This is a genomic window from Neobacillus niacini (assembly GCF_023715785.1).
Classification (GTDB): domain Bacteria; phylum Bacillota; class Bacilli; order Bacillales; family Cytobacillaceae; genus Neobacillus; species Neobacillus niacini_E.
This window is the reverse complement of the sequence record NZ_JAMBOX010000002.1, coordinates 382,707-407,038: the sequence shown is the minus strand read 5'-3', so window position 1 is coordinate 407,038 and position 24,332 is coordinate 382,707. Positions and strand designations below refer to the sequence as shown.

Sequence of the window (24,332 nt, the reverse complement as noted above, 5' to 3'; positions counted from 1 at the left end):
GGTTTTTTTTATTTTTCTTCCATTTTTTGAATTAATTCATCGGTATCAGGGAACACGCCTGTTTCATTTTTTGAATAGATCTTCTCTCCATTGACAGTTACTTCAAAAATGCCGCCTGAAGCTGGAATCAATTCTACTTTTGCGATATCCCTTCTAAAATGGGTAATGATTTCTTCCGCGAAACTCGCGGCCTTTGGTGCGTAGTTTCATTGCATGCAAAATTCGACGATAACATGAAAGTCCTTCATTTTGTACCCCCTGGAGTTTACAATATTGTAGTAGTACAAACAGTGTAGCCTACGGCCTAGTATTCCGCAAATGTTCTGCTTCCATTAGTGCGGTTTATTGTAGAAAAATGTATACTAAGAAAATGGAGGTGTAAATTGATGAGTGAGCAAGAGAAAATTCGCCTGACCGCCATGTCCACAAAAGCTGGTTGAGGCTGCAAAATCGGTCCTGAGGACCTGGCGCAAGTGTTGCGTCAATTACCAAAGCAAGACCCCGTTCCGGAGTTACTCGTCGGCAACGAAACCAGCGATGATGCCGGGGTTTATAAATTAACAGATTCGATCGCTCTAATTCAAACGGTCGATTACTTTACTCCGATTGTCGATGATCCATATATGTTTGGACAAATTGCTGCCGCCAATTCGCTGAGTGATGTATATGCCATGGGCGGTGAGCCGAAAACGGTACTGAATATTGTCGGTTATCCGATTAAAAAGCTGGGCGCCGATATGCTGGCAGAAATTTTACGCGGCGCAGCCGATAAAGTAAAGGAAGCAGGCGCATTAACGGTTGGCGGCCATTCAGTCGATGACCAGGAACCAAAATTCGGCCTTTCCGTTACGGGTATTGTCCATCCCGATAAGGTGTGGAAAAATGTCGGGGCAAAGCCTGGGGACGTGCTTGTTCTTACAAAGCCGCTCGGTGTCGGCATTCTGACAACCGGGATTAAAAGAGGCGCGGTGACTCCAGAACAAGAGGCTGTGGTTACCGAAACGATGGCGCTGCTGAATAAGGACGCTGCAGAAGCTTTGATGCCGTTCTCCCCGCATTCGGTGACAGATGTAACCGGATTTGGATTGCTAGGCCACGGCAGTGAAATGGCCCGCGGCAGCGAAGTAAGTTTCGAAATATTTGCTGGACAAGTACCCGTTTTGGATGGCGCTGTTGAATTGGCCAAGGAAGGCGTCGTTCCAGGCGGCTCTAAGTCCAATCATAAATGGCTGAGTGATGACGTTCAGTACGAAGACATTTTACCTGAGGAACAACTGGTATTGTGTGATGCGATCACTTCCGGCGGCCTGTTGGTTTCGATTGATGAGGCGGAAGCGGGCCCTTATGTTGAGGCGTTGCATGAAAGAGGGTTGGCCCATGCCGCTATTGTCGGACGGGTGACTGAAAGAAAAGAGAAATTGATTTATGTAAAAAGTTAACAGCGAAGCTCGACGCTTCGCTGTTTTTCTAGTTGACGGTCGTTCTTACGGACATTTTCATTGATTTCCGCACCGGTTTTGTCCTCAAGAGGCCTGGTTGAGGAAACTTTCAGCCATTTCTGCACCGGTTTTGTCTTCAAGAGCCCCAGAAACCTCACTTTCATCAAATCCCCACCCCGTTGGATCCTCCCCCTCCCTACCCAAACAAAAACCCCAAGCCTTAGCTTGGGATTCTCAATTGAAATTTCTGGCGAAGTTTTTCGATCATGTCCTTCGTCATTTTGTCTAAATCATACTCGTATTGGAAGCCCCACTCAGCTACAGCAGCGCTGGAATCAATCGAATTCGGCCAACTTTCCGCGATTTTCTGGCGCGAAGGGTCCACATTGTAGCTAATCTTAAATCCAGGAATATACTTGGCGATGCTACGAGCGATTTCCTCCGGATCAAAACTCATTGAACTTACATTAAAGGAATTACGGTGGACTAATTTGCTAGGATCCGCCTCCATTAAATCGATAATCGCATTCAGCGCATCCGGCATATACATCATATCCATATAGGTGCCTTTATCAATATAAGAAGTATAACGACCGTGCTTCACCGCTTCATAATAAATTTCCACGGCATAATCAGTGGTGCCGCCGCCTGGAGGTGCCACATAAGAGATTAATCCAGGGAAACGCAAGCCCCTCGTATCAACACCAAATTTATGATAATAATAATCGGCCAACAGCTCTCCTGCCACCTTATTGACCCCATACATCGTTGTCGGGCGCATAATCGTGTCTTGCGGCGTGTTGTCTTTCGGTGTTGCCGGGCCAAAGGCACCGATTGAACTCGGCGTAAAAAATTGCGCGTTTAGCTCACGAGCGGTTTCAAGGGCGTTCATCAATCCGCCCATGTTTAAATTCCAGGCAAACACCGGCTTTGCTTCGGCGGTGGCAGATAACAAAGCGGCCAAGTGCATGACCGTATCCACATTATATTTTTTTGCAGTTTCCACCATCTTTTTCAAATCAGTAACGTCTACCGTTTCAAAAGGGCCGCCAAGCGCGGCCTCGCTGTCGTTTTTCTTTATGTCAGTCGCAATAACATTGTCTGTGCCGTATATATCTCTAAGCTTTAAGGTGAGTTCTGAACCAATCTGCCCTAAAGCGCCGGTTATCATAATCCGCTTCATTGTTTCTCCCCCTTAAATAATGCCCATTTCCTTGCCAACCTTTTCATAGATGGCAATTGCCCGATCAAGCATTTCCTTCGTATGCGCTGCAGTCGGCATGTTGCGGACCCGCCCTGTCCCCTTTGGTACAGTTGGAAACACAATCGCTTTTGCGTAAACGCCTTCTTCGTTCAGTCGCTTACTGAACTGTTGCGCTACCGTTTCTTCACCAATAATACAAGGAGTGATTGGTGTTTCGCTGTTGCCGATATTAAACCCTAAATCCTTCAAGCCTTTTTTCAGATAGTTTCCGTTTTCCCAAAGTTTTTTATTAAGCTCCGTGCTTTCCATCAGAATTTCAATCGCCCGCTTGCTGGCTGCGACATCTGCAGGAGTTAACGAGGTGGAGAACAAGAACGGGCGGCTGCGGACCTTCAGCCAGTCAATCAGATTTTTCTTCCCGGCCACATAACCGCCGACAACCCCGATCGCCTTTGATAGGGTGCCGATTTGGAAATCAATTTTATCGGAAAGGCCAAAATGCTTGACGGTACCTGCACCATCACCCAATACACCTGAGCCATGGGCATCATCCACATATGTAATTAAGTCGAATTCCTCAGCAATTATTACGATTTCCGGCAATAACGCGATATCCCCATCCATAGAGAAAACGCCGTCAGTAATAACCATCAATTTATTGTATTGACCAGACTCTTTGGCAGCCTTGGCTTTAGCACGCAAATCTTCCATGTCCGAGTGATTAAAACGGATGATTTTTGCCTTGGATAATCTGCAACCATCAATAATCGAGGCATGGTTTAATTCATCGGATAAAATCGCATCGTTTTGGTCCATTACCGCAGATATCGCAGCCATATTACAATTAAACCCAGATTGATAAGCAATCGCAGCTTCGGTATGTTTAAATTCTGCCAGCTTCTCTTCTAATTCCACGTGAAGTTTCATGGTGCCATTGATCGTTCGAACAGCACCTGCTCCAACGCCATATTTCTCAAGCGCCTCTCTGGCGGCTTGTTTCAAGCGCTCATCTGTTGCCAAGCCCAAGTAATTATTGGAAGAAAGGTTGATCAATTCGCGGCCATTAATCGTGATGACCGGGCCATTTGGACTTTCCAGCGGATCAATAACATTATATAGACCCTTGCCTTTTAAATCTTCAAGGTTTTCATTTAAAAATTGCTCTAACGTTTGACTGGACATATCAAAATCCCCCTTTTCTATTCAAAACTTGCTTTTTGTCGTTTACAAAAATACAAATGTCCTCCTGAGGCGGACAGTGCGAACCCCTTCAAAACTGCGCCATTAAAGGATTTCCTTTACTATACAATATCATATTATTTCAAGAATGTTCACCCCTGAAGGACAAAAGTAAAAAATATTTTTATATTGTATAGATTGCCCCAAAAATGGCGAAAACCTACAAAGCAAAATATTGACAGGGGTTGCAAAGGCGAACGAAAATGTTTTTACTTTTAAAATCATTCGCCTTTTCAACAAAAAAATGCTTGAAATGACAAATGACCGTGCTATAATGGGGTATAAATTCATAGCAACACTCGTATAATCGCGGGGATATGGCCCGCAAGTTTCTACCGGATTGCCGTTAACAATCCGACTATGAGTGGGTAATGTGATTTCCGCTTTATTGATTGCGGTCTTCTTCCTATTCCTTTTAGTAATAAGCCCAAAGGACATTGCCTCACTCTCGTTTGTGAGCAATGACCATTGGGCTTTTTATTTTTCAAAAAAATGGAGGTACATCATGAGATTATTGGAAGAAAGAATTCAAAGGGACGGAAAAGTCCTTTCGGAATCCGTTTTAAAAGTGGATTCATTTTTGAATCATCAAATTGATCCCAACTTAATGCAGAAAATTGGCCAAGAATTTGCCCGCCGCTTCCAGAATGAAGGGATTACCAAAATTGTCACTATCGAATCTTCAGGGATTGCTCCTGCAGTGATGACCGGATTGCAGCTGAATGTACCAGTTGTTTTTGCCAGAAAAAGAAAATCGCTTACCTTAAACGACGGCCTGTTAACTGCCTCCGTTCATTCGTTTACAAAAAATGAAACAAACGAAGTATCCATCGCAGAAAAATACTTAAATAAAAATGATGTAGTCCTGGTTATTGATGACTTTCTTGCCAACGGACAAGCGGCGCTAGGTTTAATCGAAATCGTCAAGCAAAGCGGCGCCCAAGTGTCAGGTCTCGGAATTGTCATTGAAAAGTCGTTCCAGGACGGAGCAAAACTGCTTCAGGAACATGGAGTTAGGGTGGAATCGCTAGCCAGGGTCGCATCCCTTGCTAACGGCGAGGTTACATTTAAATCGGAGAAAGCAGAGGAACTTGTCAAATAAAAAACCATCCATTAAAAACAGCATCACTTGGAATTCAACATGTTCTGGCTATGTATGCTGGAGCCGTCATTGTCCCGTTAATTATCGGCGGTGCTTTAGGCTTAAACCATAAACAATTGGCGTATTTAGTCTCGTTGGATATTCTAACAAGCGGGATCGCCACTTTATAGCAGGTGTGGCAGAACCGTTATTTTGGGATTGGACTGCCGATTGTTCTTGGCTGTACATTTACGGCTGTGGGGCCAATTATAGCCACAGGAAACCAATATGGCATGTCGTCGATTTACGGTTCAATCCTGGTATCCGGGATCATTGTGATGTTGATTGCCAAATACTTTGGAAAACTGATTCACTTCTTCCCTCCCGTCGTAACGGGTTCGGTCGTAACGATTATTGGGACAACCTTGATTCCCGTTGCGATGAATAATGTTGCCGGCGGACAGGGCAGCCCTGATTTTGGCTCTATTTCTAACATTGCACTGGCATTTGGAACGCTATTATTTATTATTATTCTTTATCGTTTCTTTAAAGGGTTCGTGCGTGCCATTTCTATTTTATTAGGATTAATCGTCGGAACGATTGCGGCCGCATTCATGGGCAAAGTTGACTTTTCTGCTGTTGGTGACGCATCTTGGTTCCATATGGTCACGCCGCTGCACTTTGCAACCCCATCGTTTGAATTGGCGCCAATCATTACAATGACCATTGTAGCGATTGTAAGCCTTGTTGAGTCATCAGGTGTTTATTTTGCATTAAGTGATATTACTGGCCGTAAATTGACGGAACAAGATTTGGTTAAAGGCTACCGGGCTGAAGGCTTAGCCAGTGTTATCGGGGCGTTCTTTAATTCATTTCCTTATACGACCTATTCCCAAAACGTCGGGCTTGTCCAGTTTTCCGGCGTTAAGGATAAAAGCGTCATCTATACGATGGGCGGAATATTGATTTTTCTTGGATTTGTGCCAAAAATCGCTGCCCTTACAACCGTGATTCCGACTGCTGTTCTAGGCGGGGCGATGGTTGCCATGTTTGGCATGGTGATCGCGTCCGGAATCAAAATGCTAAGTAAGGTTGATTTCTCATCACAGGAGAATCTGCTTATCATTGCCTGCTCGGTTGGGGTTGGATTAGGCGTCACTACCGTTCCGGATCTATTCGCTCATCTTCCAGAAAGTGTAAAAATCCTGACGAATAGCGGGATCGTGTCCGGAAGTTTAACTGCCATTTTCCTTAACATTATTTTTAATGTTATAAAGCCAATCAAGCAACCGAAAGTGGCAAAAACGGGTAATCAAAGTGTAGCTTAATTAAATTTATATCCCACATATTAACCACTAAAATATGTCGATACGTTGCCTACATTTTCTTAACGAAAATCGTTAATGAGGTGACGAAAATGAAAAGAAAAAGACTTACAAACAGAGCAGTAAATGAAGAATCACATTCTGTAATTTTTAGTTTTGAACAAGCTTATGAATACTTCCTCTCTTCAAAGAAAGCTGAAGGATTACGAAAACCAACTTTGACTAGTTATGATGAACATTTTAATTTTTTTAAGAATTGGTTAAGTGATTTTTTGCCTGAAATTAAAACAATTGATCAATTAACTATTCAAATGATAAGACAATATGTCCATTATTTAAAGGAAGAGCATTTTAATTACAAAACCAAAGAATACGGACTGTCTATTCAGACAACAAACGCTCGTTTAAGATTTTTAAAAACATTTTATAATTTCTTGGTTAAAGAGGAATTGGTAAATATCAATCCACCCGAACAAGTGAAATTTATTAAAGAAGATGAACGAATCTTCTATCCTTTGCAAGAAACTGAAATGCAGAAATTATTAAATGTTCCTGATACACGTCAATTTCCTCAATTCAGAGACAAATGTATAATGTACCTACTTTATGACCCGGGATTAAGAATTAAAGAGGCTATTAGCTTAACTATTGATGATTTAGACTTAAATGGAAGAAGAATATTTTTACCATCCGAAAAGGCTAAAGGAAGAAAAGCAAGAATTATTCCATTGTCCGGTTTAGTCATTAAAATGCTTATCGAACTTATTTCGGAAAATAAGACTCACTTTGAAAGTAACCACTTGTTTTTAAACTGGTATGGGGAACCAATGGCAGAGGATACATTTAGAAGAAATTTAAAAAGATATGTTAAAAAAGCTGGTATTACTAAACCTTTTTCCTGCCATGACTTTAGAAGGCAGTCAATTACAGAAATGTTAGCTTCCGGGGCTTCCTTGTTCGCTGTTCAAGCCATTGTTGGACATTCGCAAATATCAACAACTAAAAAATATGTCCACTTTGATGAACAAGTAATAAAAAATCAACATGAGTTATATAGCCCATTAGTGAAGGTTAAAAGAAAAGGAAAATTACGTTAAAAATACTTTAAGACGGTAGAATTCCACCGTCTTTTTTTATGAAATTTATTTTATAGGGAACATTTACCTTATTGCCTGATACTTAGGAAATTCCCATTAATCATTAGACTTCTATAATAAAAAATTCCTTAATAGCTTTAATAGCTTCCTCGTGTTCTTCTTTATTTTTAGTAAATGATACATTGATAATGAATCCTCTTTCATTTGGTTTCTTTGCTTTATAGGAAACGGCTTCCTCTGTTTCAATCCGTATAAAATCATTTTCAAAATCTATTTTATCGTATTTGTTAAATTTTTTCCGTCTCTGTTTTATTGTTTACCCCTTCTTTGCTTGTATTTTCTTCTTTATATACTCCGATTGAAAGTAGATATTTTGCAATTGTAATACCTTGTGTTTCTTTGCTGATTATATTAGTAACTTTCACCTGTTTTTTCATTCCATACCACTTAAATTTCCGGTAATGTATTTGCTTTTCAATAACCTCTTTATAAACCTCTCTAAATCCAGTTCCCCTTCTTCACTAATTTTGTCTATTCCCTCTATATATAAAGGTTCTTTGTATTCGGGCTTTTCTTACTTATTTACCTTAGCCTTTAAAATTTACTACCGTCAATTAAATAATGAAACAAACCGTTTCCGCAATAATAGCAGCTAAAACAATCGCAGTGTATCTATTCTTATCCTCATAGGTTACTAGTCCATCTTCGGCCAACAAATAAAGACTAAAAAGGACAATTAGCAGAAATAAAATAATCTGAAAGGCAATTAACATTATTTACCCTCCACTATCTTTTCTAAATTGTAATTAAGATACTTTAACCAAAAATACATCTCATTAATGATAAGACTTCTCTTTTAAATCGCTCATCATCTTGCTGCTTACTTTGCATGACATGTAAATTTCTTTGTAAATCTGTTTCAAACATATTAACCTCTCCAATCCATAATATAAAAAGAGCCACTCGGTAAGGAGTGACTTAATCGTTTATTAACATCTTATATATTCCTTTAATTTTGGCTCTAAATGAATTTTGCCAATGTTTATTTGTGTCTACCGTGTTATTAAAAGTCAAATGTCTATGATTAGTGAAATGAATATTTAATAATACATTTTCAATCCCAAACTCTTCTGAAACTTCAAAATTGAAGTCAATTATATCCTTTAATTTAAATACTTCAAAAAAGGTTTTAGTTTCACTACCGCTAATCCGAATAAATTTTGTTTTCGTAAGGAAAATTAAATCAGTGTCACTATCTTCAACAAGTAAATTTTGAGGGTAGAAAAATTCAATTTCTGAATCCGGAATAAACTCTTTTACTTTTGAAACACAATTCTTTAGCTTGTAGTAATCTTTTGTCTGAGTGAAACTGTAATTACCAAACCATTCTAAAAACTTTCTGTAACTTAAGTTATCTCCCATTTTATAACACTCTCCCTTTAGTACAAGCATACTACAAACACTTGTTCCTTGGAAGATTTATGTAATGATATGTTTTCGACAAATGAAAAAGACCCCCAACATATTGCGGAAGCCTTTTTCATTATGTAGATCATGTTGTTTGATTTGCATCAGCAAAAAAACTTTAAGTTTAAATTTCCGTCCTAACTGGAACACCAGTGAAGACCAATGTTTATTTGTAATTAAATAATAACATATCAACAATTAATGTCAATAATAAGTTTAAATTATTTCAATTCCACTGATAATTATCTTGTTAAAATTGTTTAATATTTCTAAAGCATCATCTGGACTTAATTTAACCCTACCTTCAAATGATTTATCTAAGTTATTTATCTTTTCAATTCTTCTATTATGAATATATCTGATTTGTGAAAAGCTAACATAACTCTTTTTAGATTCTACACCATCCTTGTTAGGAAGTCCTAAATCCTCAAAAACAATTGTATTTTCCTCAAAATCAACCTCTTGAGATGTTAAAGGTGCAACTAAAAACATATCACCTTTCCTTGAAAGAATAATAGCATAATGACCGTCTTTTAATTCATCACCAACACCTAATCCATAATTCACATGAATTATATCTCCAAATTTTAAATTATAAGGAAAGTTTTTCTTACTTACCTTTCCTAATTCGGATTTTAATGATTCCTTAGTGGCTAAACCAACCTTAATTTTACTTCTTAAACTTTGCTCCTTCTCATGGTTTTCATTTAAATTCAATAAATCTAAAAACCATTTTGCAGCAAATTTACCTTCATTTAATGGTATTGAAATTAACTTACCTTTTAATGCATTAATATGACCTAAAAGGGTATTATCAATTTCCTTTCTAGTTTTTATAGTATCTGCCATATTCCACCTCCAATCTCCCTATATTCTACCATATTTCGAGAATAATAGGGAAAATGTTGGAGAATTCCCCATACTTTTGTTGCAAATAAATAGAATTATAGTAAAATATAACCATAGAACAAATATTCTATTTTCAGGAGGTTCATATGCATAGAAACCATATTTCTTATTATGTTTACTTATTTTTTACAATGGCATTATTTGGCTTTGCATTTTATCAATATAAGTCACAACCGCCAATAAATACTGTTCAGGAAGCAATTGCTCTCCTAATCCCATTTCAATACGAGCCTATGATATTAATTCTATCCTTATTTTTTTGTGTTCTAAATTCGATCGCTTTTCTATGGGTTTCATTTAAAAGAGCCTGGTTCATGTTATTCGATAGAGAAATTATTCATGGTATTTTTTCACTGATTTTAGCAATCTCAATGTCTTTTGCTATTTATTACTTTGGAGTATCAGCCTATCTAAAATTCACAGGAGTAGCCCTTATTGTAGTAATAATGTTTATTAATGCAGTAACAGAAGATGATAAACCCAAGAAACGTAAATACAGACGATATAGTTATTAATTCAACAAACTCCTCTAATTCCTTTAGGGGAGTTAATTTTGGTATATTAGAATTTATAAACTTTAACCAAATTTCTATATTAAATATTTTTATCGGACGGGCTGGTGGGACTTGAACCCACAATACTACTTGGAAAAAAGGAGAGGGGAAAACCAAGTATCGCTCTAACCAATTAAGCTACAGCCCCAAAATAAAAAGTCGCTTTTTCATCGAATTATGCATCAACACTGACAATGGTCATTAAGTTTCTTGCCCTTGTTACATCTTCCTTTTCTTGAGAACTTCGCTTTCAAGCTACTTAGAAATTACAGTATTTTTAATTGTTATACCTGTTAAAACTTATGAAATTACATACTTGTCCATTTCATATCTAACCTTTCTTACATATTATTTAAAGATACTAAATTAAGGTGGTGATACACTATGGAACATCGTGAACATCATGAACATCGTCGGCATAACCCTTTCGCTTTAATCGTAGTTCTCTTCATCCTTTTGATTATTGTTGGGGCAGCCTTTATGACAGGATACTACTAATCTAGGATGATATAACAACCAAAAATATATAAAACCTCACTTTCATTTGAAGCGTGTATAGAACGCTTCTTTTTTTCTCTTTAATGCATAGTTTTTGTCAAATTTGCTAGACAAAATTTAGAGAATGGTCGATAATACTTAATGTATCTTGCTACTCTCCTTTAGCAAGAACCTAGTATATTTCGCAAGAAGGCTGTCTTTTTCGGGCAGCTTTTTTGTTTTGTGTACGCCGAAATTCGCAATGTGGGTCAAATAAGTATTCAATAAAAAAGCTACCTAAACAGTCGCTTTAAGTTTATCAGTATATTTTTTCCCAATCCTTAATAAATGTCGTTGTACATTTTCATTTTGACTTGTCCAATCCAAATTATCCTTTAGATTATTAAATTTATCCCCATCTAAATGATCAATCACGTTTTCCTTACTCCAATGTGACCGTCAAGTAGAATGACACACTTTTTGCTCATTAATTTGAAACACTTTGGTCACCAAATATTGTTTTACGATGTTTCATTCGCCAACTATCTTCGTTTAAATGAATAATCTCTACTCGATGCAAAATTCGATCCAAAATGGCAGTAGTGATTGCTTGGTCCCCCAATAGTTCACCCCATTCTTTTGGACCTTTATTTGAAGTTAATATAATAGATGTTTGATTATAAAGGTTATTAATTAGATGAAAAAACATATTAGCTTCTTGCTTATCCATAGCCATGAACATTAGATCGTCTATAATAACTAAATCTGCTTCTCTAATTCGTTTCATTCTGGTTTTCGATTTTCTCGTAATTTCTTCCGTCTTTAACGTATGAATTAAATCTCCCATGGTTGTGAAAACCACTTTATAGCCCTGATTTAAAGCTTCTATTCCTAACCCTATCGAAAGATGGGTTTTACCCACACCTGGCGGTCCAAGAAAGATAATATTATAAAGCTGCTCAATCCATGTTAAGTCCTTTAATTGGTTTAATTTCTTACTACTTAATGATTTTTGTTCTTTCAAATCGTATTCATCAATTGTGCTGTAAAAGGGAAATGTCGCCCACTTAAATCGTTTCTCAAGTTGTTTTTCATCTCTTCGACTCTGCTCATATGTTGCCATTTCAAGGAGAAACTGAGTAAAGGATAAATCCTTTTTCTCAGCCTCTCTAATTAGTTCAGGTAGATGATTTGCGGTTTCAGACAACCGAAGGGTTCTCATGATTTCTTGTAGCTGTTGGAGTTGACTCATTGTGAATCACCTTCCATTAGCACCGTGTAGGTATCCACTTCTCTTTTTGGAGCTTCTGTTTCCATAATCCAACTGGACAAACTATTTATTGGAGTTACATTCTCAGCGTTATCGTTCACTGTATCATTAACTTGGCGTTGCCGTTTAATGTACTGAACGATGTCGCTGAAATCTGTTGCACTATATAATTTTCTTCTTTCACACTCATGTAGTGCTACTGATAGTAGGTCATCACTATTTCGTTTTGTCTCTCTTAATATAATTTGTAGCTGATCTCGAATATATCGTGGATACTTCTCCCGAAGGGTCGTTAGATATTGGTTTGCGGCTTCCTTGTTCTTAAATTGGTTCGCAACTGTATCAAGGAACGCATCAATTCCTTTTGATCGATTGCGAGTATGATTTCGATCTTTTATCAAATGGCCTTTCCCTTCAGGTATCTTATGCTTTGCAATTAATTCTCCTGTTTCAGGGATATAGATTAATAGGTGTTGATCCTCTGATTCCTTGACACCTACAGTTTCATATTTACTAAACGTCCCGAGTGGGAGGGAATACCGGTTAGATAAGTAACGGATAGTATTGTCCTTATGGACACTTCTTGATATACTATTCTCATATTTGTTTATGACATTTATTTTTTGGATGACTGGTCTTAAGTGTTGCTTTTCCAAGGAGAACACTTCGACTGGTCTTTTTTTTGTTGTATTGTGTATTTTAAAGTTACCTGTCCGATTTAACCATTGCCATCCTTGTTCGTTCCAAGACTCAATATTGTGGAATACTCTGTGTTTAGCGAAATTGTGCTTGATAAAACCTACCACATTCTCAATTCTACCCTTACTTTCTGGATCAGCTTTGCGGCAAACCCGAAGGTTTAACTTTCTAGTATCTTTATACTGCTGAAACTCCTTTGTTAAAATTAAGTCCCCGCCATTTTCACTTACGACTATTAAACTATCTTGGTCATAAACTAATTCTCCTGGGATTCCCTCAAACCATTTGAATGCATTCTCGTGAGCTCTAATGACGTCTTCTGTTGTAAAAGGTCTATCTAACCATTCTTTGTATTTGTATCTGGAATTGGATAAGACAAATGCGATAAAGCTAAGTTTGACTTCTTTATTATTTATGGTTCTTTGTTTGGTGAATCCAAAATCAACTTGAATTTGTTCTCCCATAGGTGAGTCTGGGATAGCTTCATATTCTCTTGGTGATGTCTCTTTCTCTATCTTATATTCATGGCGTAATTCCCTGACATATGCCCTTACAGTGCTTTCACCTATCTCTAGTGAAGGATTTCTTTCCTGTAGCCAATCTTGCACCTGTGCAGCTGACATATCAGGATGTTCCTGCAACCAAGATAAGATTAATTCCTTATACGTGTCTAATTTCTTTCTTCTGGTTTGTAAGGATTCAACCCATTCGGCCATCTCCGAAGGAGATTTCTTAAGATTACGATATATGGTTGATCTTGAAACCCCCAGTTTTTCTGCCACCTTGGATTTACTAAATCCTTTCTTTATTAACTGTTGTATTTCCATGTACATTTCCCACTTATCCACCTTTTCTGTATCCTCCATTGTTGTAAGAATAAATTCATAGATATCTTACAATGGAAGAGGCTTATATTTTACTGGTACATTTGGGCAACTAAGTGTTTCATCTTATCTAGCAGAAACTGTCTACTTTAGTTTAGCAGTCACATCCAACCATCTAACATCCACAATCCAACTAAACGGTGCATATAAACAGTTAAAGTTATGTTGTCATTTGTGACTAAGCCATAACGAAAATAGGGACTGTTTTTATTTCCAATTCTTGGTTTTATGTATTGATTACTTTTTGTGTTGAAAACAGCAATGTAACCATCACTGAAACTATGTACCTCGTAAATTTCTCTAACTTCCTCTAATGTAGGCAATTCATTCACTTTTATTTTGTTAATTATTGTAAATTGCCTTCTCACCTCATCACAGTAAAACACTGGATTTTTATAATTTACTTCCACTTCTTAACACTCCAATACCAATAAAAAAAGACAACTGTTAAGCCGTCCTACTTACTTCCCTTTATGCTCTTTAACATAGTCAATTTCGATTCTACTAATCTTACTTTTCAAATTGTCGCTATTGATAAACTCAATTCCAGTGACAATTACATCATCAAACTGACTGCTTATAAAATCTTGACATAAAATTAAGGAATCTGATTTTTGAAGCTGTATCTTTGCCATTTTGATCACTCCCTAATACCTAATAACCTTAAAATCTAATCCCTTTTTCTTCGCCATTCCCACTATGTACCCTGTGTCCTGGCTTTTACCGTCCCAGAAAATTAAACAACTATCAGAACGGTCAAACATCGAATTATTCCTGATTACCGCAGCTTGCCTTCCGTACTTCTCCCAATCAATAGGAAAAGAGCAAATATCCAAATGACGTTCAACGGCATTTTTCTCGGCCAATCTTTTCACACCTTCAGCTTCACCAGAAACAATTACAACATTCGGTAACTTGTCTTTAAGGAAAAAATCTAATTTCTGTTTGAGTAATGGATAATTATCAAAACCTTTTAAGCCTGTCACAATCACTTTCGACAACTAATCATCCCCTAAATAAAAAAATCAATACTCTCTAAGCGTCTGCTTATCTGTATTGATAACGATTGGCTTTATATCTTTTGATCGGCATTCACACTTGAAAACTTGTTTCCGATAAACCTTTAAACATTCGTAACAATAAAACTGTTTCACTAGTCCTCATCCTCGAAATTATTCATGTTCCGGTCTTGAAGCAATAATTTAATATATTCCTGCCCACGAATAAGCAATTCTAAATCATCATTATTTTCGACTTTTCGGGTGTAGTAAGCAATACGATGAGTAATGTCCTTTTTCATTTGGATAACCTCCATATTTTATGTGGACGAAATTTCATCCACCACTTAATCATTTCAAAAAAAGAGCAAATTACTTGAATCATCAAATTACTGAATATATAATAATTTTGACTTTTCCACATTTTCGGAAAGTTACTACATTCACTAGACTCCCAATCAATGGGAGCCTTTTGTATTTTAATAGGTTAATTCTTCAACAATTTCAATATCTGTTTCCGTATCATATAGCTTTAAATTTTTATGTAGTACTTCACAAATATCAAGTTCAATTGATTTTCCATTCGCTAAGACTAATTGCAATTTTCCTGCTACTACAGTTTCAAGATTGAAATTTTCTTCACCAAATACGTTTAAATTGATTTCCCCAAAAGAATATTGATTTTTCATTTTAACCTCTCCCTTAATTTCGAATATTTTTGTTTAAGCTGTGACTATTGACCAATTTACTAAATTCCGTTATTTAGTAAATTTATATTTTTATGATAAACCAAATATTACTGAATTTCAATACTTTTTTACGAAATTGCGTAATTTTTTATTTTTAGTTAAAATAGTCTTATAATCAACAACTGGGAGGAGTAACAATGTCAATTAGATTAAGGGTTAAATTAGACGAATTATTAAAAAAACATGACTTAACCCAAAAGGAATTAAAAGAAAGAATAGAACAATCAACAGGTAAAACAGTTAGGGCTGCTGCAATTAGTGAACTTTACAATAATCAAAGGACATCACTAAATAAAGAATTGATGGAATTGATTGCCACAGAATTGCAGATTAATGATTTAAATGAATTAGTTGAATTGGTTGATGATGAGGACAGCAATTAGAGCTGTCTTTTTTTTTGCTAATTTCCAACAGCTTGGATATTATATATATGTTAAGAAAATGTAGTATAGTTTCCAGTATGTTGGATATTTTATCTTCCTTAAATGATTATTTAACAAGCTTTTGCAACTAAGATAATACAAAAACCTATTCCCAAAACGTCGGGCTTGTCCAGTTTTCCGGCGTTAAGGATAAAAGCGTCATCTATACGATGGGCGGAATATTGATTTTTCTTGGATTTGTGCCAAAAATCGCTGCCCTTACAACCGTGATTCCGACTGCTGTTCTAGGCGGGGCGATGGTTGCCATGTTTGGCATGGTGATCGCGTCCGGAATCAAAATGCTAAGTAAGGTTGATTTCTCATCACAGGAGAATCTGCTTATCATTGCCTGCTCGGTTGGGGTTGGATTAGGCGTCACTACCGTTCCGGATCTATTCGCTCATCTTCCAGAAAGTGTAAAAATCCTGACGAATAGCGGGATCGTGTCCGGAAGTTTAACTGCCATTTTCCTTAACATTATTTTTAATGTTATAAAGCCAATCAAGCAAAGTGCAATCTCAAAAGAATTAAAAGCGTCTTAAAAAAAATGGACGGAGTTGTTTATCGTCTCCGTCCGATAATATCCATTAAATTGTTTCACAAATCGGTTGCTTCGTTACAGGGCTTTGCCCAGTTTTGTTATGGTAGTAGTGCGGCTAGTCCCTGCACCAGAACCGTTAACAGTTTTTGTAATCGAGATAGGCGAAATATTAACAGCCCCCCCAAAATTGACAATCCCTCCGGAAACCGTCCCAATATTGATGCCATCCTTACTGATAGCCATAACTCTCCCCCCAAGCAAGAATTAGTTTCTACTATAATATGTACAAGTTTCAGGACTTGATTGAACTTTTTGAAAAACTATTTGATTTGGGTGCAGCCCTATTATTCAAACGTCAATGATTCAAACTGAACGAGATAAACACCTTGCACCAGAAAATTCCCAAATATTTTACAGGCAAAAAGTCTAGTCGAATTTGTGAAAATCTTGTATTATGAAATAATGATTGAATCTTGAACGAAGTGAGGATTACGAGAAAAAATGAGCGTATTAAACGTAAAAAATTTAAGTCACGGTTTCGGTGATCGTGCGATTTTTAATAATGTGTCTTTCCGACTTTTAAAAGGAGAGCACGTTGGTTTAGTTGGGGCAAATGGTGAGGGTAAGTCTACTTTCATGAATATTGTGACTGGAAAGTTGCAGCCCGACGAAGGGAAAGTGGAGTGGTCACGAAAAGTTCGTGTTGGTTATTTAGATCAGCATGCAGTACTTCAAAAAGGTACTACGATGCGTGAGGCTTTGAGTACTGCTTTTCAATATCTTTTTGATGTTGAATCAGAAATCAATGAACTTTATGCCAAAATGGGTGATGAAGGTGCTGATATTGATGCACTGCTTGCAGAAGTGGGAGAGCTACAAGAAACTTTAGATAGTAATGATTTCTATCAAATTAATTCAAAAGTGGAGGAAGTTGCTCGTGGTCTGGGATTAGACGATGTTGGACTTGATCGAGATGTAGATGATCTTAGCGGTGGGCAACGTACGAAAGTTTTGCTGGCGAAGCTTTTGCTAGAAAAGCCTGAAATCCTATTACTAGACGAGCCTACGAACTATTTGGATGAACAACATATCGAATGGTTGAAGCGCTATTTACAGGAATATGAGAATGCATTTATCTTGATTTCACATGATATTCCATTTTTGAACAATGTTGTTAACTTGATTTATCACATGGAAAACCAAGAGTTGACTCGCTATGTGGGTGACTATGATAACTTCCTTAAAATATATGAAATGAAGAAGCAACAGCTAGAGTCTGCTTATAAGCGTCAACAACAAGAAATTGCTGATCTAAAGGATTTCGTTGCTCGTAATAAGGCGAGCGTTGCGACTCGTAATATGGCAATGTCCCGTCAGAAGAAGCTTGATAAAATGGAAATTATTGAATTGGGGAGAGAGAAGCCGAAACCAGAGTTTAACTTCAAAGAAGCTCGTGCAGCTAGTCGTTATATTTTTACGGCTGAAGATCTTGTTATTGGTTACGATGAACCACTTTCACGCCCTCTGAATTTAAAAATGGAACGTGGACAAAAAATCGCCTTCGTAGGTGCAAATGGTATTGGTAAGTCTACTCTTTTAAAAAGTATTCTTGGCTTGATTGATCCAATTTCGGGTAAAGTGGAACGTGGTGAGTATCAACACATCGGTTACTTCGAGCAGGAAGTAAAACAGGCCAACTACAATACCTGTATTGAAGAGATTTGGAGCGAGTTTCCAAGTATGAATCAGGCTGAAGTCCGTGCTGCTCTTGCAAAATGTGGATTAACGACCAAACATATTGAAAGTAAAGTCGAAGTCCTTTCCGGTGGCGAAAAAGCCAAAGTTCGTTTGTGTAAAATCTTAAACACAGAGACAAATCTATTAATTTTAGACGAACCTACCAATCACTTGGATGTGGACGCAAAAGAAGAATTGAAGCGTGCTCTTAAGGCATATCGCGGAAGTATCTTGATGGTATCCCACGAACCTGATTTCTATCGTGAAATTGCGACCGATATTTGGAATTGTGAGGATTGGACTACGAAAGTGTTTTAAATAAAGCTTAAGGGGTACCCAATGAATAAAAATTCACTTGGGTACCCCTTTTTATTACCATCATTGACTAGGGGTCTTTTAAAACAACACATCGACACATCGATAAAATAGATAGGTTTCAAACTAATAAATAGATAAATTGAATTTATAAAATCCAAGCATTTTTTTTATAATGGATAAGGCTTACTATTTTTTACACACAAGGAGATTATCAGATGAAAAAATGGCTAACTTTAGTGATTACAGCTTTGATGGTATTTTCATTGGCTGCCTGCGGCCAAGAAAAAGAAAAGGAAACAGATGAAAAGAAAGATACAAAAACCGAAGAAGTTTTCAAAATCGGGGCAATTCCTGACCAAAATGCTGCCGACCTCCAAAAAGGAATGGATGGCGTTGCAAAATATATAAGTGAAAAAACAGGTTTAAAAGTGGAGTTTGTTCCGTCTGTTGACTATGCAGCCTTGGTTACCGGCTTCCAGCGCGGTGAAATCCATATGGCTTGGTTTGGCGGATTGACTAGTGTACAAGCACGAAATTTGGTACCTGATGCAGAATCCATCGTCCAACGTCCACGCGATGCTGAGTTCCAATCGGTGTTTATCACCCAAGCAGACTCAGGCATCAAGTCCTTAGAAGATTTAAAAGGCAAGTCCTTTACTTTTGGAAGTGAAAGCTCCACATCAGGTCACTTGATGCCGCGCTACTTCTTATCTGAAGCAGGCATCGATCCGAACAAAGATTTTAATGGCAAGCCTAATTTTTCCGGCTCGCATGACACAACCTATAAATTAGTTGAATCAGGATCTTTCCAGGCAGGTGCATTGAATATTTCTGTTTGGGAAGCAGCTGTGAAGGAAGGAAAAGTCGATACCAATAAAGTGAAGGTTTTCTACACAACACCTGATTATTATGACTATAACTGGACAATCAATAGTAATGTTGAAGACGTGTTTGGCAAGGGCACGAAGGACAAAGTAAAAGACGCCCTCCTTTCCTTCAATGGCGAGCAGCAGGAAATCGTCGACCTGTTCCAAACAGATAAGTTTATTGAAACTAACAATAAAAACTACGGAAAAATTGAACAGGTTGCAAAGGAATTGAAGATTATTAAATAGTAGGTGGGGTCACCCATGACATCGAAAACCATGATTAACGTAAAAAATATATCGAAACATTTTGAGCGGAAGATAGCCCTATCTTCCCTTTCTTTTACCATTAAACAGGGCGAAATGGTCGCGCTGATTGGGCCAAGCGGCGCCGGCAAAACAACACTGTTAAATACAATCGCGGGTCTTGTACCGCTTGAAAGCGGTGAATTGTTAATTGACGGCCAGCCTCTTACGTTTTATAAAAAAGGAAAAGCTTTCGCGAAAAAAATTGGTGTCATCCGCCAACAGTTCGATTTAATCGGCCCGCTCGCGGTTATTCATAATGTTCTGGCGGGAAAACTGGCGGATTGGGGCACGGTAAAATCATTAATTTCTCTACTTGTACCACAGGAGAAACAAACAGCAATGGCGTCACTTGGCAGGGTTGGCCTTGCCGATAAAGCAAATGACATCACCTCCACCCTCTCCGGCGGCGAGCAGCAGCGTGTGGCAATGGCAAGATTATTAGTGCAAAACCCGGAAATTATCTTGGCCGATGAACCAGTTGCCTCCCTTGACCCGGCAAGAGCCGATGATGTGTTGGCGATGCTGACAAAACTGGTAGCAGAAGAAAAGCAAACCTTAATTGCCAGCCTCCATTCTGTCGACTATGCCCGCAAATATTTTTCAAGAATCATTGCGTTGAAAAACGGGGAGCTCTTTTTCGATTTGCCGGCGGAAAAAGTGACAGATGAACTGCTTGAGGAGCTCTACCACCTTAAGGAGCAGTCGAAACATGAATAAACTGACTTCTTCAATCAAACTACATAGACGATTTCTGTTAAGTTTGTTGTTGGCGGCAGTGTTTGTGTGGAGTCTGTTCTCCATTAAGTGGGAAAGTAAGGAATTGGTCCATGCCGGCGGCATCCCTACGTTGCTGCAAATCTTTGAAGGTTTGGTTCATCCGGATTTATCTACTGACATTTTGTTGGCCGGACTACAGGCTGCCTGGATCACCCTTGCTTATGCGGTGGCCGGAATTTCTCTAGCCATTATTTATGCATTTATCGTCGGTGTTCTCGCCTCAGGCACGTTAACCTCCAGCAGAATCTCGAGACTGGTTTCAAAGATTTTCTTTAGAGGGATATTAGGTTTTACCAGATCGATTCATGAACTGGTTTGGGCCTGGCTGTTTGTAGCCGCGATGGGCTTCTCGCCCTATGCAGCGATTTTCGCGCTGGCGATTCCGTACGGCGGTATTCTTGGCAGAATCTTTGCCGATATGTTAAATGATGCTCCAGCATCACCGATTGACGCGTTAAAGTCATCGGGGGCATCCCGCCTGCAAACGTTGATTTATGGATATTTACCGTTGGTATGGGCAGATTTGATCAGCTACACGATGTACCGCTTCGAATGTGCGATTCGTTCGTCAGCGATTATGAGCTTTGTCGGGCTAGGCGGACTAGGGTATCAAATTCAGCTTGCCTTGGCGGATTTGAAATACGACCAAGTTTGGACATATGTCTATTTCCTGATTGGACTGGTTGTGTTTGTCGATGGCTGGAGTCACTTGGTTCGGCGTGGTTTGAATGCTCGTGTGCGGAAGCGTGGCCTTGGTTCTGGTTGGAGCCATGTTTTGGGGGCACTTTTGCTGACCGCGGGTTCGTGGATGTTCATTACCATTGGGGAAAAAGCAGATCTTGTCTCGTTGTTCTCAGAACGCAATCTTGAATTTGCCGGCAAGTTCTTCGGCGGCCTCATCGGTGTAAATGAACAAAATCCGGCCTTTTTGAATGCGGGTAAATGGACTTCGGCCCTAGAGCTAACCTATGAAACGTTGGAAATGAGCATTATGGCAATCGGGTTCTCTACGGTTGCAGCGTTTTTGACCGTGCTTCCGGCCGCAAGCAACATTGCCAACGGCAGCCTGACGGGGACTAGAAGGTGGTATAACTGGATACTGTATGGAATCGTACGGATCATCTATATATTCTCCCGGTCTGTGCCGGAATTAGTATGGGCGATGATGATTATCTTCATTTTTAAACCTGGGCTGCTGCCAGGGGCGATTGCCCTGGCACTCCATAACTTTGGGATTCTTGGGAAGTTGTGGGCCGAGGTAATTGAAGACATGGATCCACGGCCGATACGGAATCTAGCTTCAGCTGGTGCATCAAAAATTGAAACGTTCTTTTATGGCATTCTTCCCATTGTGATGCCGCGCTTTCTCACCTATATTCTGTATCGCTGGGAAGTGATCATGAGAACCACGATTGTCGTTGGTTTTGTTGGCGCCGGCGGTTTGGGAATGGAATTTAAGCTGGCAATGAGCTATTTTCAATATACGGATATTACATTATTGATTCTTTGTTATATGATTCTCGTTATTTTTGCCGACTTCGCATCAGAAAGCACGCGAAAAGCGGTGAAATAGCTATTAACGGAACCCGGCCGCCATCATACGATTGGCGGCCGGGTTTTTATATAACTCAACTTGGTTTTTGATCAGATAATTCATTAGGAGGCTGTGATGCCTTCTTGACTAGTTTGCCGCCATCAAAATGCCGGCCATAGGTGGTCACAATCTCTGAAGCCTCGTCATAACTCGGGATGTGTCCATTCGCCTTCCAGGTTAAAAAGTAGGATTGAACCTTGCCGCTATAAAACACCCAGCTAAAGAATTTTCGGGAAAAATTGTGCATCCCGCTGGTCCGGAACGAATTCATCTCCTTCCCCGCCTTCCAAACTGTCATCGTTTGGCCGATTCCTCCCTCTAATTGCCCCCTTAACTCTGCATACAGCAAATCTTCATTTTTGCTCATCGCTTTCATGATCATTTGGTTTAAAAACCCGTTAATAATCAGCCTTGGAATGTTGAACTGTTCCCCTCTCGTTACCGATACGACAGCTGTTGACGGCAGCTCCACATTTCTATCTCCTAAAATAAACGCACCGCCATACTTATTGTTTGGATCTATCTGCTTTACCCACTTTTTCATCAACATCCATCCCCATAAATAAAATTACCATTTAGGCAGTGTAATCATAGCAAACTTTTATAAAATTATGAATATATTTTTCCTACTTTTATCCTATAAATCAAAAAAATTCCTTCCAATTGTAAATAATCAGTATAATAGAATCAAATAACAAAAACTGGTTGTGATATTAATGTACAAAGTAATGATCATTGAAGATGATGCCAAAATTAGTTCTATCATTTCTGAACATCTAACGAAATGGAAGTTTGAAGCCTACAGTGCAACCGAATTTGAAAATCTCGACACTCAGTTTCTAGCCATTAAGCCCCATCTGGTGCTTTTGGATATCAACCTTCCAGTCTATGACGGCTTTTATTGGTGCGGGAAATTCCGCCAACTTTCCAATGTGCCGATCATTTTTATTTCATCGCGCGACCAAAACATGGACATAGTTATGGCGATGAACATGGGCGGAGATGATTTTATCCAGAAACCTTTCTCACTTGAGGTATTGCTTGCAAAAATAAATGCGATTTTAAGAAGAACGTATACCTATCAGCAGGAGGATCATGATTTCTTGGAGCATAAAGGGTTAATCCTGAACATCAGCAAAGCTACCATTTCCTATCATGACACAGAAATGGATTTAACGAAAAATGAATTTCAGATCCTTTATCTAATGCTGAAAAAGAAGGAAAGTATTTTATCCCGCGATGAATTGATGCAGGCTCTCTGGGAAAGCGAGAATTTTATCGACGATAATACACTTACGGTCAATATTGCCCGCTTGCGGCGGAAATTGGAGGAACTGGGTCTCCCTGAATTTATCGAAACGAAAAAAAGACAAGGATATATCATCCCATGAATCTTAAACACTATGTCGCCGATCAAAAATGGCAGCTGATTACCTTCTTTTTTGTGTTACTCTTTATCGCTGTCTTGGTTAGCGTAGACCCAAAACTGACCGTTGCCGTTAGCAGTCTTATCTATTTGGTCATCATCTCATTCATCATATTTGCCTGCTTTTTCATTGGGGGTTATTTTTTCAAAAGAAATCAGCTCAAAAGTTGGGAATCGTTCGAAGAGCTACCTGTGGCCCTAACTCATGAACAAGAGGTCTATGTACAGGCCTTTAGAAAATGGCAGGAGCATTATCTTGAGACAATCCAAGAACAGAACCAAACCGCCAAAGAGCAGCTTGAATTTATGACCCAGTGGTTTCATGAAATCAAAACACCGATTTCCGTCAGCCGTCTGCTACTCGAAACGGAAGTCAATTCTCACAGTTTAACAGAAGAAATCAATAAAATAGAAGGATATGTGGAGCAAGCACTCTACTTTACCAGACTCCACGAATTTAATAAAGATTATTTGATTCAGGAAATTGATTTGGAGAAATTAATCAAAGAGATTATTAAGACTGAAATGAAAAGCTTTATTGCGAAAAAAATCAAACTTACCTTAAACCTTAAGCCGGCAACGATTTTTAGCGATAAAAAAGGCTTAACCTATTTGATTCGCCAGCTGTTGTCCAACTCATTGAAGTATACGGGTGACCACGGAGAAATTACCATTACGGTCAACCCCGAAGCACGAGAATTGCAGATTTGCGATACTGGTATTGGAATTCCGCCTGAGGACCTGCCACGCGTGTTTGAACAAGGCTTTACCGGCAGTAACGGCAGAACTCACCAGCGGTCAACCGGAATGGGACTGTATTTGGCAAAGAAAACGGCTGATAAATTAGGACATCGTCTTTCTCTCACGTCCTCCCCTGGTAAAGGAACAACAGCGACGATCTATTTTCCGGACCGGAGCGAACAACTTCTTCAATTTTAAAAACCAAGCTC

29 protein-coding genes, 1 tRNA gene, 3 pseudogenes and 1 riboswitch are annotated in these 24,332 nt (G+C 38.6%); of the genes and pseudogenes, 14 read left to right on the top strand and 19 right to left on the bottom strand.

From position 1 onward, the window contains the following. Window positions 1-8: 8 nt before the first annotated feature. Window positions 9-194 (bottom strand): annotated as a pseudogene (locus M3234_RS29225) (Rdx family protein); the annotation flags it as partial. Window positions 195-386: 192 nt separating this feature from the next. On the opposite strand from M3234_RS29225, the gene selD reads away from it, so the two are divergent. After that, window positions 387-1,439: a selenide, water dikinase SelD gene (gene selD / locus M3234_RS06625; RefSeq protein ID WP_262303943.1), complete on the top strand. Its 1,053-nt coding sequence runs from the start codon at window positions 387-389 to the stop codon at window positions 1,437-1,439. On the opposite strand, the gene M3234_RS06620 is transcribed toward selD, so the two are convergent. Genes M3234_RS06620 through M3234_RS06610 form a run of 3 tightly spaced genes read right to left on the bottom strand, consistent with a single transcriptional unit; the run spans window position 1,436 to window position 3,825 of the window. Then, window positions 1,436-1,603 (bottom strand): hypothetical protein, encoded by a 168-nt coding sequence (locus M3234_RS06620; RefSeq protein ID WP_262303942.1) that lies wholly within the window; start codon window positions 1,601-1,603, stop codon window positions 1,436-1,438. The genes selD and M3234_RS06620 overlap by 4 nt on opposite strands. A 56-nt stretch (window positions 1,604-1,659) precedes the next feature. Then, on the bottom strand, window positions 1,660-2,622 hold the full coding sequence (locus tag M3234_RS06615; RefSeq protein WP_262303941.1) for an L-threonine 3-dehydrogenase: 963 nt from the start codon (window positions 2,620-2,622) through the stop codon (window positions 1,660-1,662). Between the two features lie 12 nt (window positions 2,623-2,634). Continuing rightward, window positions 2,635-3,825: a glycine C-acetyltransferase gene (locus M3234_RS06610; protein WP_262303940.1), complete on the bottom strand. Its 1,191-nt coding sequence runs from the start codon at window positions 3,823-3,825 to the stop codon at window positions 2,635-2,637. Window positions 3,826-4,161: 336 nt separating this feature from the next. Then, window positions 4,162-4,263, top strand: a riboswitch (purine riboswitch). A 124-nt stretch (window positions 4,264-4,387) separates the two neighbouring features. Here M3234_RS06610 and M3234_RS06605 point away from each other — a divergent pair. From M3234_RS06605 to M3234_RS06595, 3 genes and pseudogenes are all read left to right on the top strand, one after another. Beyond that, on the top strand, window positions 4,388-4,984 hold the full coding sequence (locus M3234_RS06605) for a xanthine phosphoribosyltransferase (protein WP_262303939.1): 597 nt from the start codon (window positions 4,388-4,390) through the stop codon (window positions 4,982-4,984). Then, window positions 4,981-6,291: pseudogene (locus M3234_RS06600) on the top strand (nucleobase:cation symporter-2 family protein). The gene M3234_RS06605 and the pseudogene M3234_RS06600 overlap by 4 nt, the downstream one beginning before the upstream one ends. Before the next feature lie 89 nt (window positions 6,292-6,380). After that, on the top strand, window positions 6,381-7,385 hold the full coding sequence (locus tag M3234_RS06595; protein WP_262303938.1) for a tyrosine-type recombinase/integrase: 1,005 nt from the start codon (window positions 6,381-6,383) through the stop codon (window positions 7,383-7,385). Between the two features lie 287 nt (window positions 7,386-7,672). On the opposite strand, the gene M3234_RS06590 is transcribed toward M3234_RS06595, so the two are convergent. The 4 genes from M3234_RS06590 to M3234_RS06575 form a co-directional block, all read right to left on the bottom strand. Continuing rightward, entirely contained in the window at window positions 7,673-7,822 is a 150-nt protein-coding gene (locus M3234_RS06590; protein WP_262303937.1) for a hypothetical protein, read from the bottom strand. A gap of 177 nt (window positions 7,823-7,999) precedes the next feature. Further along, entirely contained in the window at window positions 8,000-8,158 is a 159-nt protein-coding gene (locus M3234_RS06585; RefSeq protein WP_262303936.1) for a hypothetical protein, read from the bottom strand. Between the two features lie 205 nt (window positions 8,159-8,363). After that, the gene (locus tag M3234_RS06580; RefSeq protein ID WP_262303935.1) at window positions 8,364-8,807 is read right to left on the bottom strand and encodes a DUF3908 family protein; all 444 of its coding nucleotides are present in this window, start codon (window positions 8,805-8,807) and stop codon (window positions 8,364-8,366) included. A 261-nt stretch (window positions 8,808-9,068) separates the two neighbouring features. Continuing rightward, window positions 9,069-9,701, bottom strand: a complete 633-nt coding sequence (locus M3234_RS06575) for a type II toxin-antitoxin system PemK/MazF family toxin (RefSeq protein WP_262303934.1) — start codon at window positions 9,699-9,701, stop codon at window positions 9,069-9,071. Window positions 9,702-9,847: 146 nt separating this feature from the next. Here M3234_RS06575 and M3234_RS06570 point away from each other — a divergent pair, with 146 nt between their 5' ends. Next, complete coding sequence (locus M3234_RS06570) at window positions 9,848-10,276, top strand: hypothetical protein (RefSeq protein WP_262303933.1); 429 nt, start codon at window positions 9,848-9,850, stop codon at window positions 10,274-10,276. A 96-nt stretch (window positions 10,277-10,372) separates the two neighbouring features. Here M3234_RS06570 and M3234_RS06565 read toward each other — a convergent pair. Further along, window positions 10,373-10,463: transfer RNA gene (locus M3234_RS06565), tRNA-OTHER, on the bottom strand. Between the two features lie 236 nt (window positions 10,464-10,699). Here M3234_RS06565 and M3234_RS06560 point away from each other — a divergent pair. Continuing rightward, window positions 10,700-10,813, top strand: a complete 114-nt coding sequence (locus M3234_RS06560) for a YjcZ family sporulation protein (protein ID WP_262303932.1) — start codon at window positions 10,700-10,702, stop codon at window positions 10,811-10,813. A gap of 276 nt (window positions 10,814-11,089) precedes the next feature. On the opposite strand, the gene M3234_RS06555 is transcribed toward M3234_RS06560, so the two are convergent. The 8 genes from M3234_RS06555 to M3234_RS06520 all read right to left on the bottom strand — a co-directional run bounded on the left by M3234_RS06555 (window position 11,090) and on the right by M3234_RS06520 (window position 15,332). Beyond that, on the bottom strand, window positions 11,090-11,227 hold the full coding sequence (locus tag M3234_RS06555; protein WP_262303931.1) for a hypothetical protein: 138 nt from the start codon (window positions 11,225-11,227) through the stop codon (window positions 11,090-11,092). 52 nt (window positions 11,228-11,279) lie between these two features. Further along, on the bottom strand, window positions 11,280-12,044 hold the full coding sequence (gene istB / locus M3234_RS06550; RefSeq protein ID WP_262303930.1) for an IS21-like element helper ATPase IstB: 765 nt from the start codon (window positions 12,042-12,044) through the stop codon (window positions 11,280-11,282). Further along, the gene (gene istA, locus M3234_RS06545; protein WP_262303929.1) at window positions 12,041-13,609 is read right to left on the bottom strand and encodes an IS21 family transposase; all 1,569 of its coding nucleotides are present in this window, start codon (window positions 13,607-13,609) and stop codon (window positions 12,041-12,043) included. The genes istB and istA overlap by 4 nt, the downstream gene beginning before the upstream one ends. A gap of 137 nt (window positions 13,610-13,746) precedes the next feature. After that, window positions 13,747-14,055, bottom strand: coding sequence for a hypothetical protein (locus M3234_RS06540; RefSeq protein WP_262303928.1), 309 nt, complete (start codon window positions 14,053-14,055; stop codon window positions 13,747-13,749). A 51-nt stretch (window positions 14,056-14,106) separates the two neighbouring features. Beyond that, window positions 14,107-14,280 carry a hypothetical protein gene (locus M3234_RS06535; protein WP_262303927.1) on the bottom strand — a complete coding sequence of 58 codons (174 nt, stop codon included), beginning with the start codon at window positions 14,278-14,280 and terminating at the stop codon, window positions 14,107-14,109. 12 nt (window positions 14,281-14,292) lie between these two features. Next, window positions 14,293-14,637, bottom strand: coding sequence for a DUF2493 domain-containing protein (locus tag M3234_RS06530; RefSeq protein ID WP_262304129.1), 345 nt, complete (start codon window positions 14,635-14,637; stop codon window positions 14,293-14,295). Window positions 14,638-14,798: 161 nt separating this feature from the next. Next, window positions 14,799-14,945 (bottom strand): hypothetical protein, encoded by a 147-nt coding sequence (locus M3234_RS06525; protein ID WP_262303926.1) that lies wholly within the window; start codon window positions 14,943-14,945, stop codon window positions 14,799-14,801. A gap of 177 nt (window positions 14,946-15,122) precedes the next feature. Next, complete coding sequence (locus tag M3234_RS06520; protein WP_262303925.1) at window positions 15,123-15,332, bottom strand: hypothetical protein; 210 nt, start codon at window positions 15,330-15,332, stop codon at window positions 15,123-15,125. A gap of 197 nt (window positions 15,333-15,529) precedes the next feature. Between M3234_RS06520 and M3234_RS06515 the strand changes: the two genes are divergently transcribed. Both M3234_RS06515 and M3234_RS06510 read left to right on the top strand, forming a co-directional pair. Continuing rightward, window positions 15,530-15,775 (top strand): helix-turn-helix domain-containing protein, encoded by a 246-nt coding sequence (locus tag M3234_RS06515; RefSeq protein WP_262303924.1) that lies wholly within the window; start codon window positions 15,530-15,532, stop codon window positions 15,773-15,775. 143 nt (window positions 15,776-15,918) lie between these two features. Then, window positions 15,919-16,356: pseudogene (locus tag M3234_RS06510) on the top strand (solute carrier family 23 protein); the annotation flags it as partial. 74 nt (window positions 16,357-16,430) lie between these two features. On the opposite strand, the gene M3234_RS06505 reads toward M3234_RS06510, so the two are convergent. Beyond that, window positions 16,431-16,598: a spore germination protein gene (locus M3234_RS06505; protein WP_262303923.1), complete on the bottom strand. Its 168-nt coding sequence runs from the start codon at window positions 16,596-16,598 to the stop codon at window positions 16,431-16,433. Window positions 16,599-16,856: 258 nt separating this feature from the next. Here M3234_RS06505 and M3234_RS06500 point away from each other — a divergent pair, with 258 nt between their 5' ends. From M3234_RS06500 to M3234_RS06485, 4 genes are all read left to right on the top strand, one after another. Further along, window positions 16,857-18,410, top strand: a complete 1,554-nt coding sequence (locus M3234_RS06500; protein ID WP_262303922.1) for an ABC-F family ATP-binding cassette domain-containing protein — start codon at window positions 16,857-16,859, stop codon at window positions 18,408-18,410. Window positions 18,411-18,625: 215 nt separating this feature from the next. Then, complete coding sequence (locus tag M3234_RS06495) at window positions 18,626-19,525, top strand: putative selenate ABC transporter substrate-binding protein (RefSeq protein WP_262303921.1); 900 nt, start codon at window positions 18,626-18,628, stop codon at window positions 19,523-19,525. A gap of 15 nt (window positions 19,526-19,540) precedes the next feature. Beyond that, complete coding sequence (locus M3234_RS06490; protein ID WP_262303920.1) at window positions 19,541-20,302, top strand: phosphonate ABC transporter ATP-binding protein; 762 nt, start codon at window positions 19,541-19,543, stop codon at window positions 20,300-20,302. Beyond that, entirely contained in the window at window positions 20,295-21,935 is a 1,641-nt protein-coding gene (locus tag M3234_RS06485; RefSeq protein WP_262303919.1) for a PhnE/PtxC family ABC transporter permease, read from the top strand. Before M3234_RS06490 ends, M3234_RS06485 begins: the two co-directional genes overlap by 8 nt. A 55-nt stretch (window positions 21,936-21,990) precedes the next feature. Here the strand turns inward: M3234_RS06485 and M3234_RS06480 are convergent, their stop codons facing one another. Next, window positions 21,991-22,500: a hypothetical protein gene (locus M3234_RS06480; protein ID WP_262303918.1), complete on the bottom strand. Its 510-nt coding sequence runs from the start codon at window positions 22,498-22,500 to the stop codon at window positions 21,991-21,993. A gap of 172 nt (window positions 22,501-22,672) precedes the next feature. Between M3234_RS06480 and M3234_RS06475 the strand changes: the two genes are divergently transcribed. Further along, the gene (locus tag M3234_RS06475; RefSeq protein WP_262303917.1) at window positions 22,673-23,347 is read left to right on the top strand and encodes a response regulator transcription factor; all 675 of its coding nucleotides are present in this window, start codon (window positions 22,673-22,675) and stop codon (window positions 23,345-23,347) included. Then, window positions 23,344-24,321 (top strand): sensor histidine kinase, encoded by a 978-nt coding sequence (locus M3234_RS06470; protein WP_262303916.1) that lies wholly within the window; start codon window positions 23,344-23,346, stop codon window positions 24,319-24,321. Before M3234_RS06475 ends, M3234_RS06470 begins: the two co-directional genes overlap by 4 nt. Window positions 24,322-24,332: the final 11 nt, after the last annotated feature.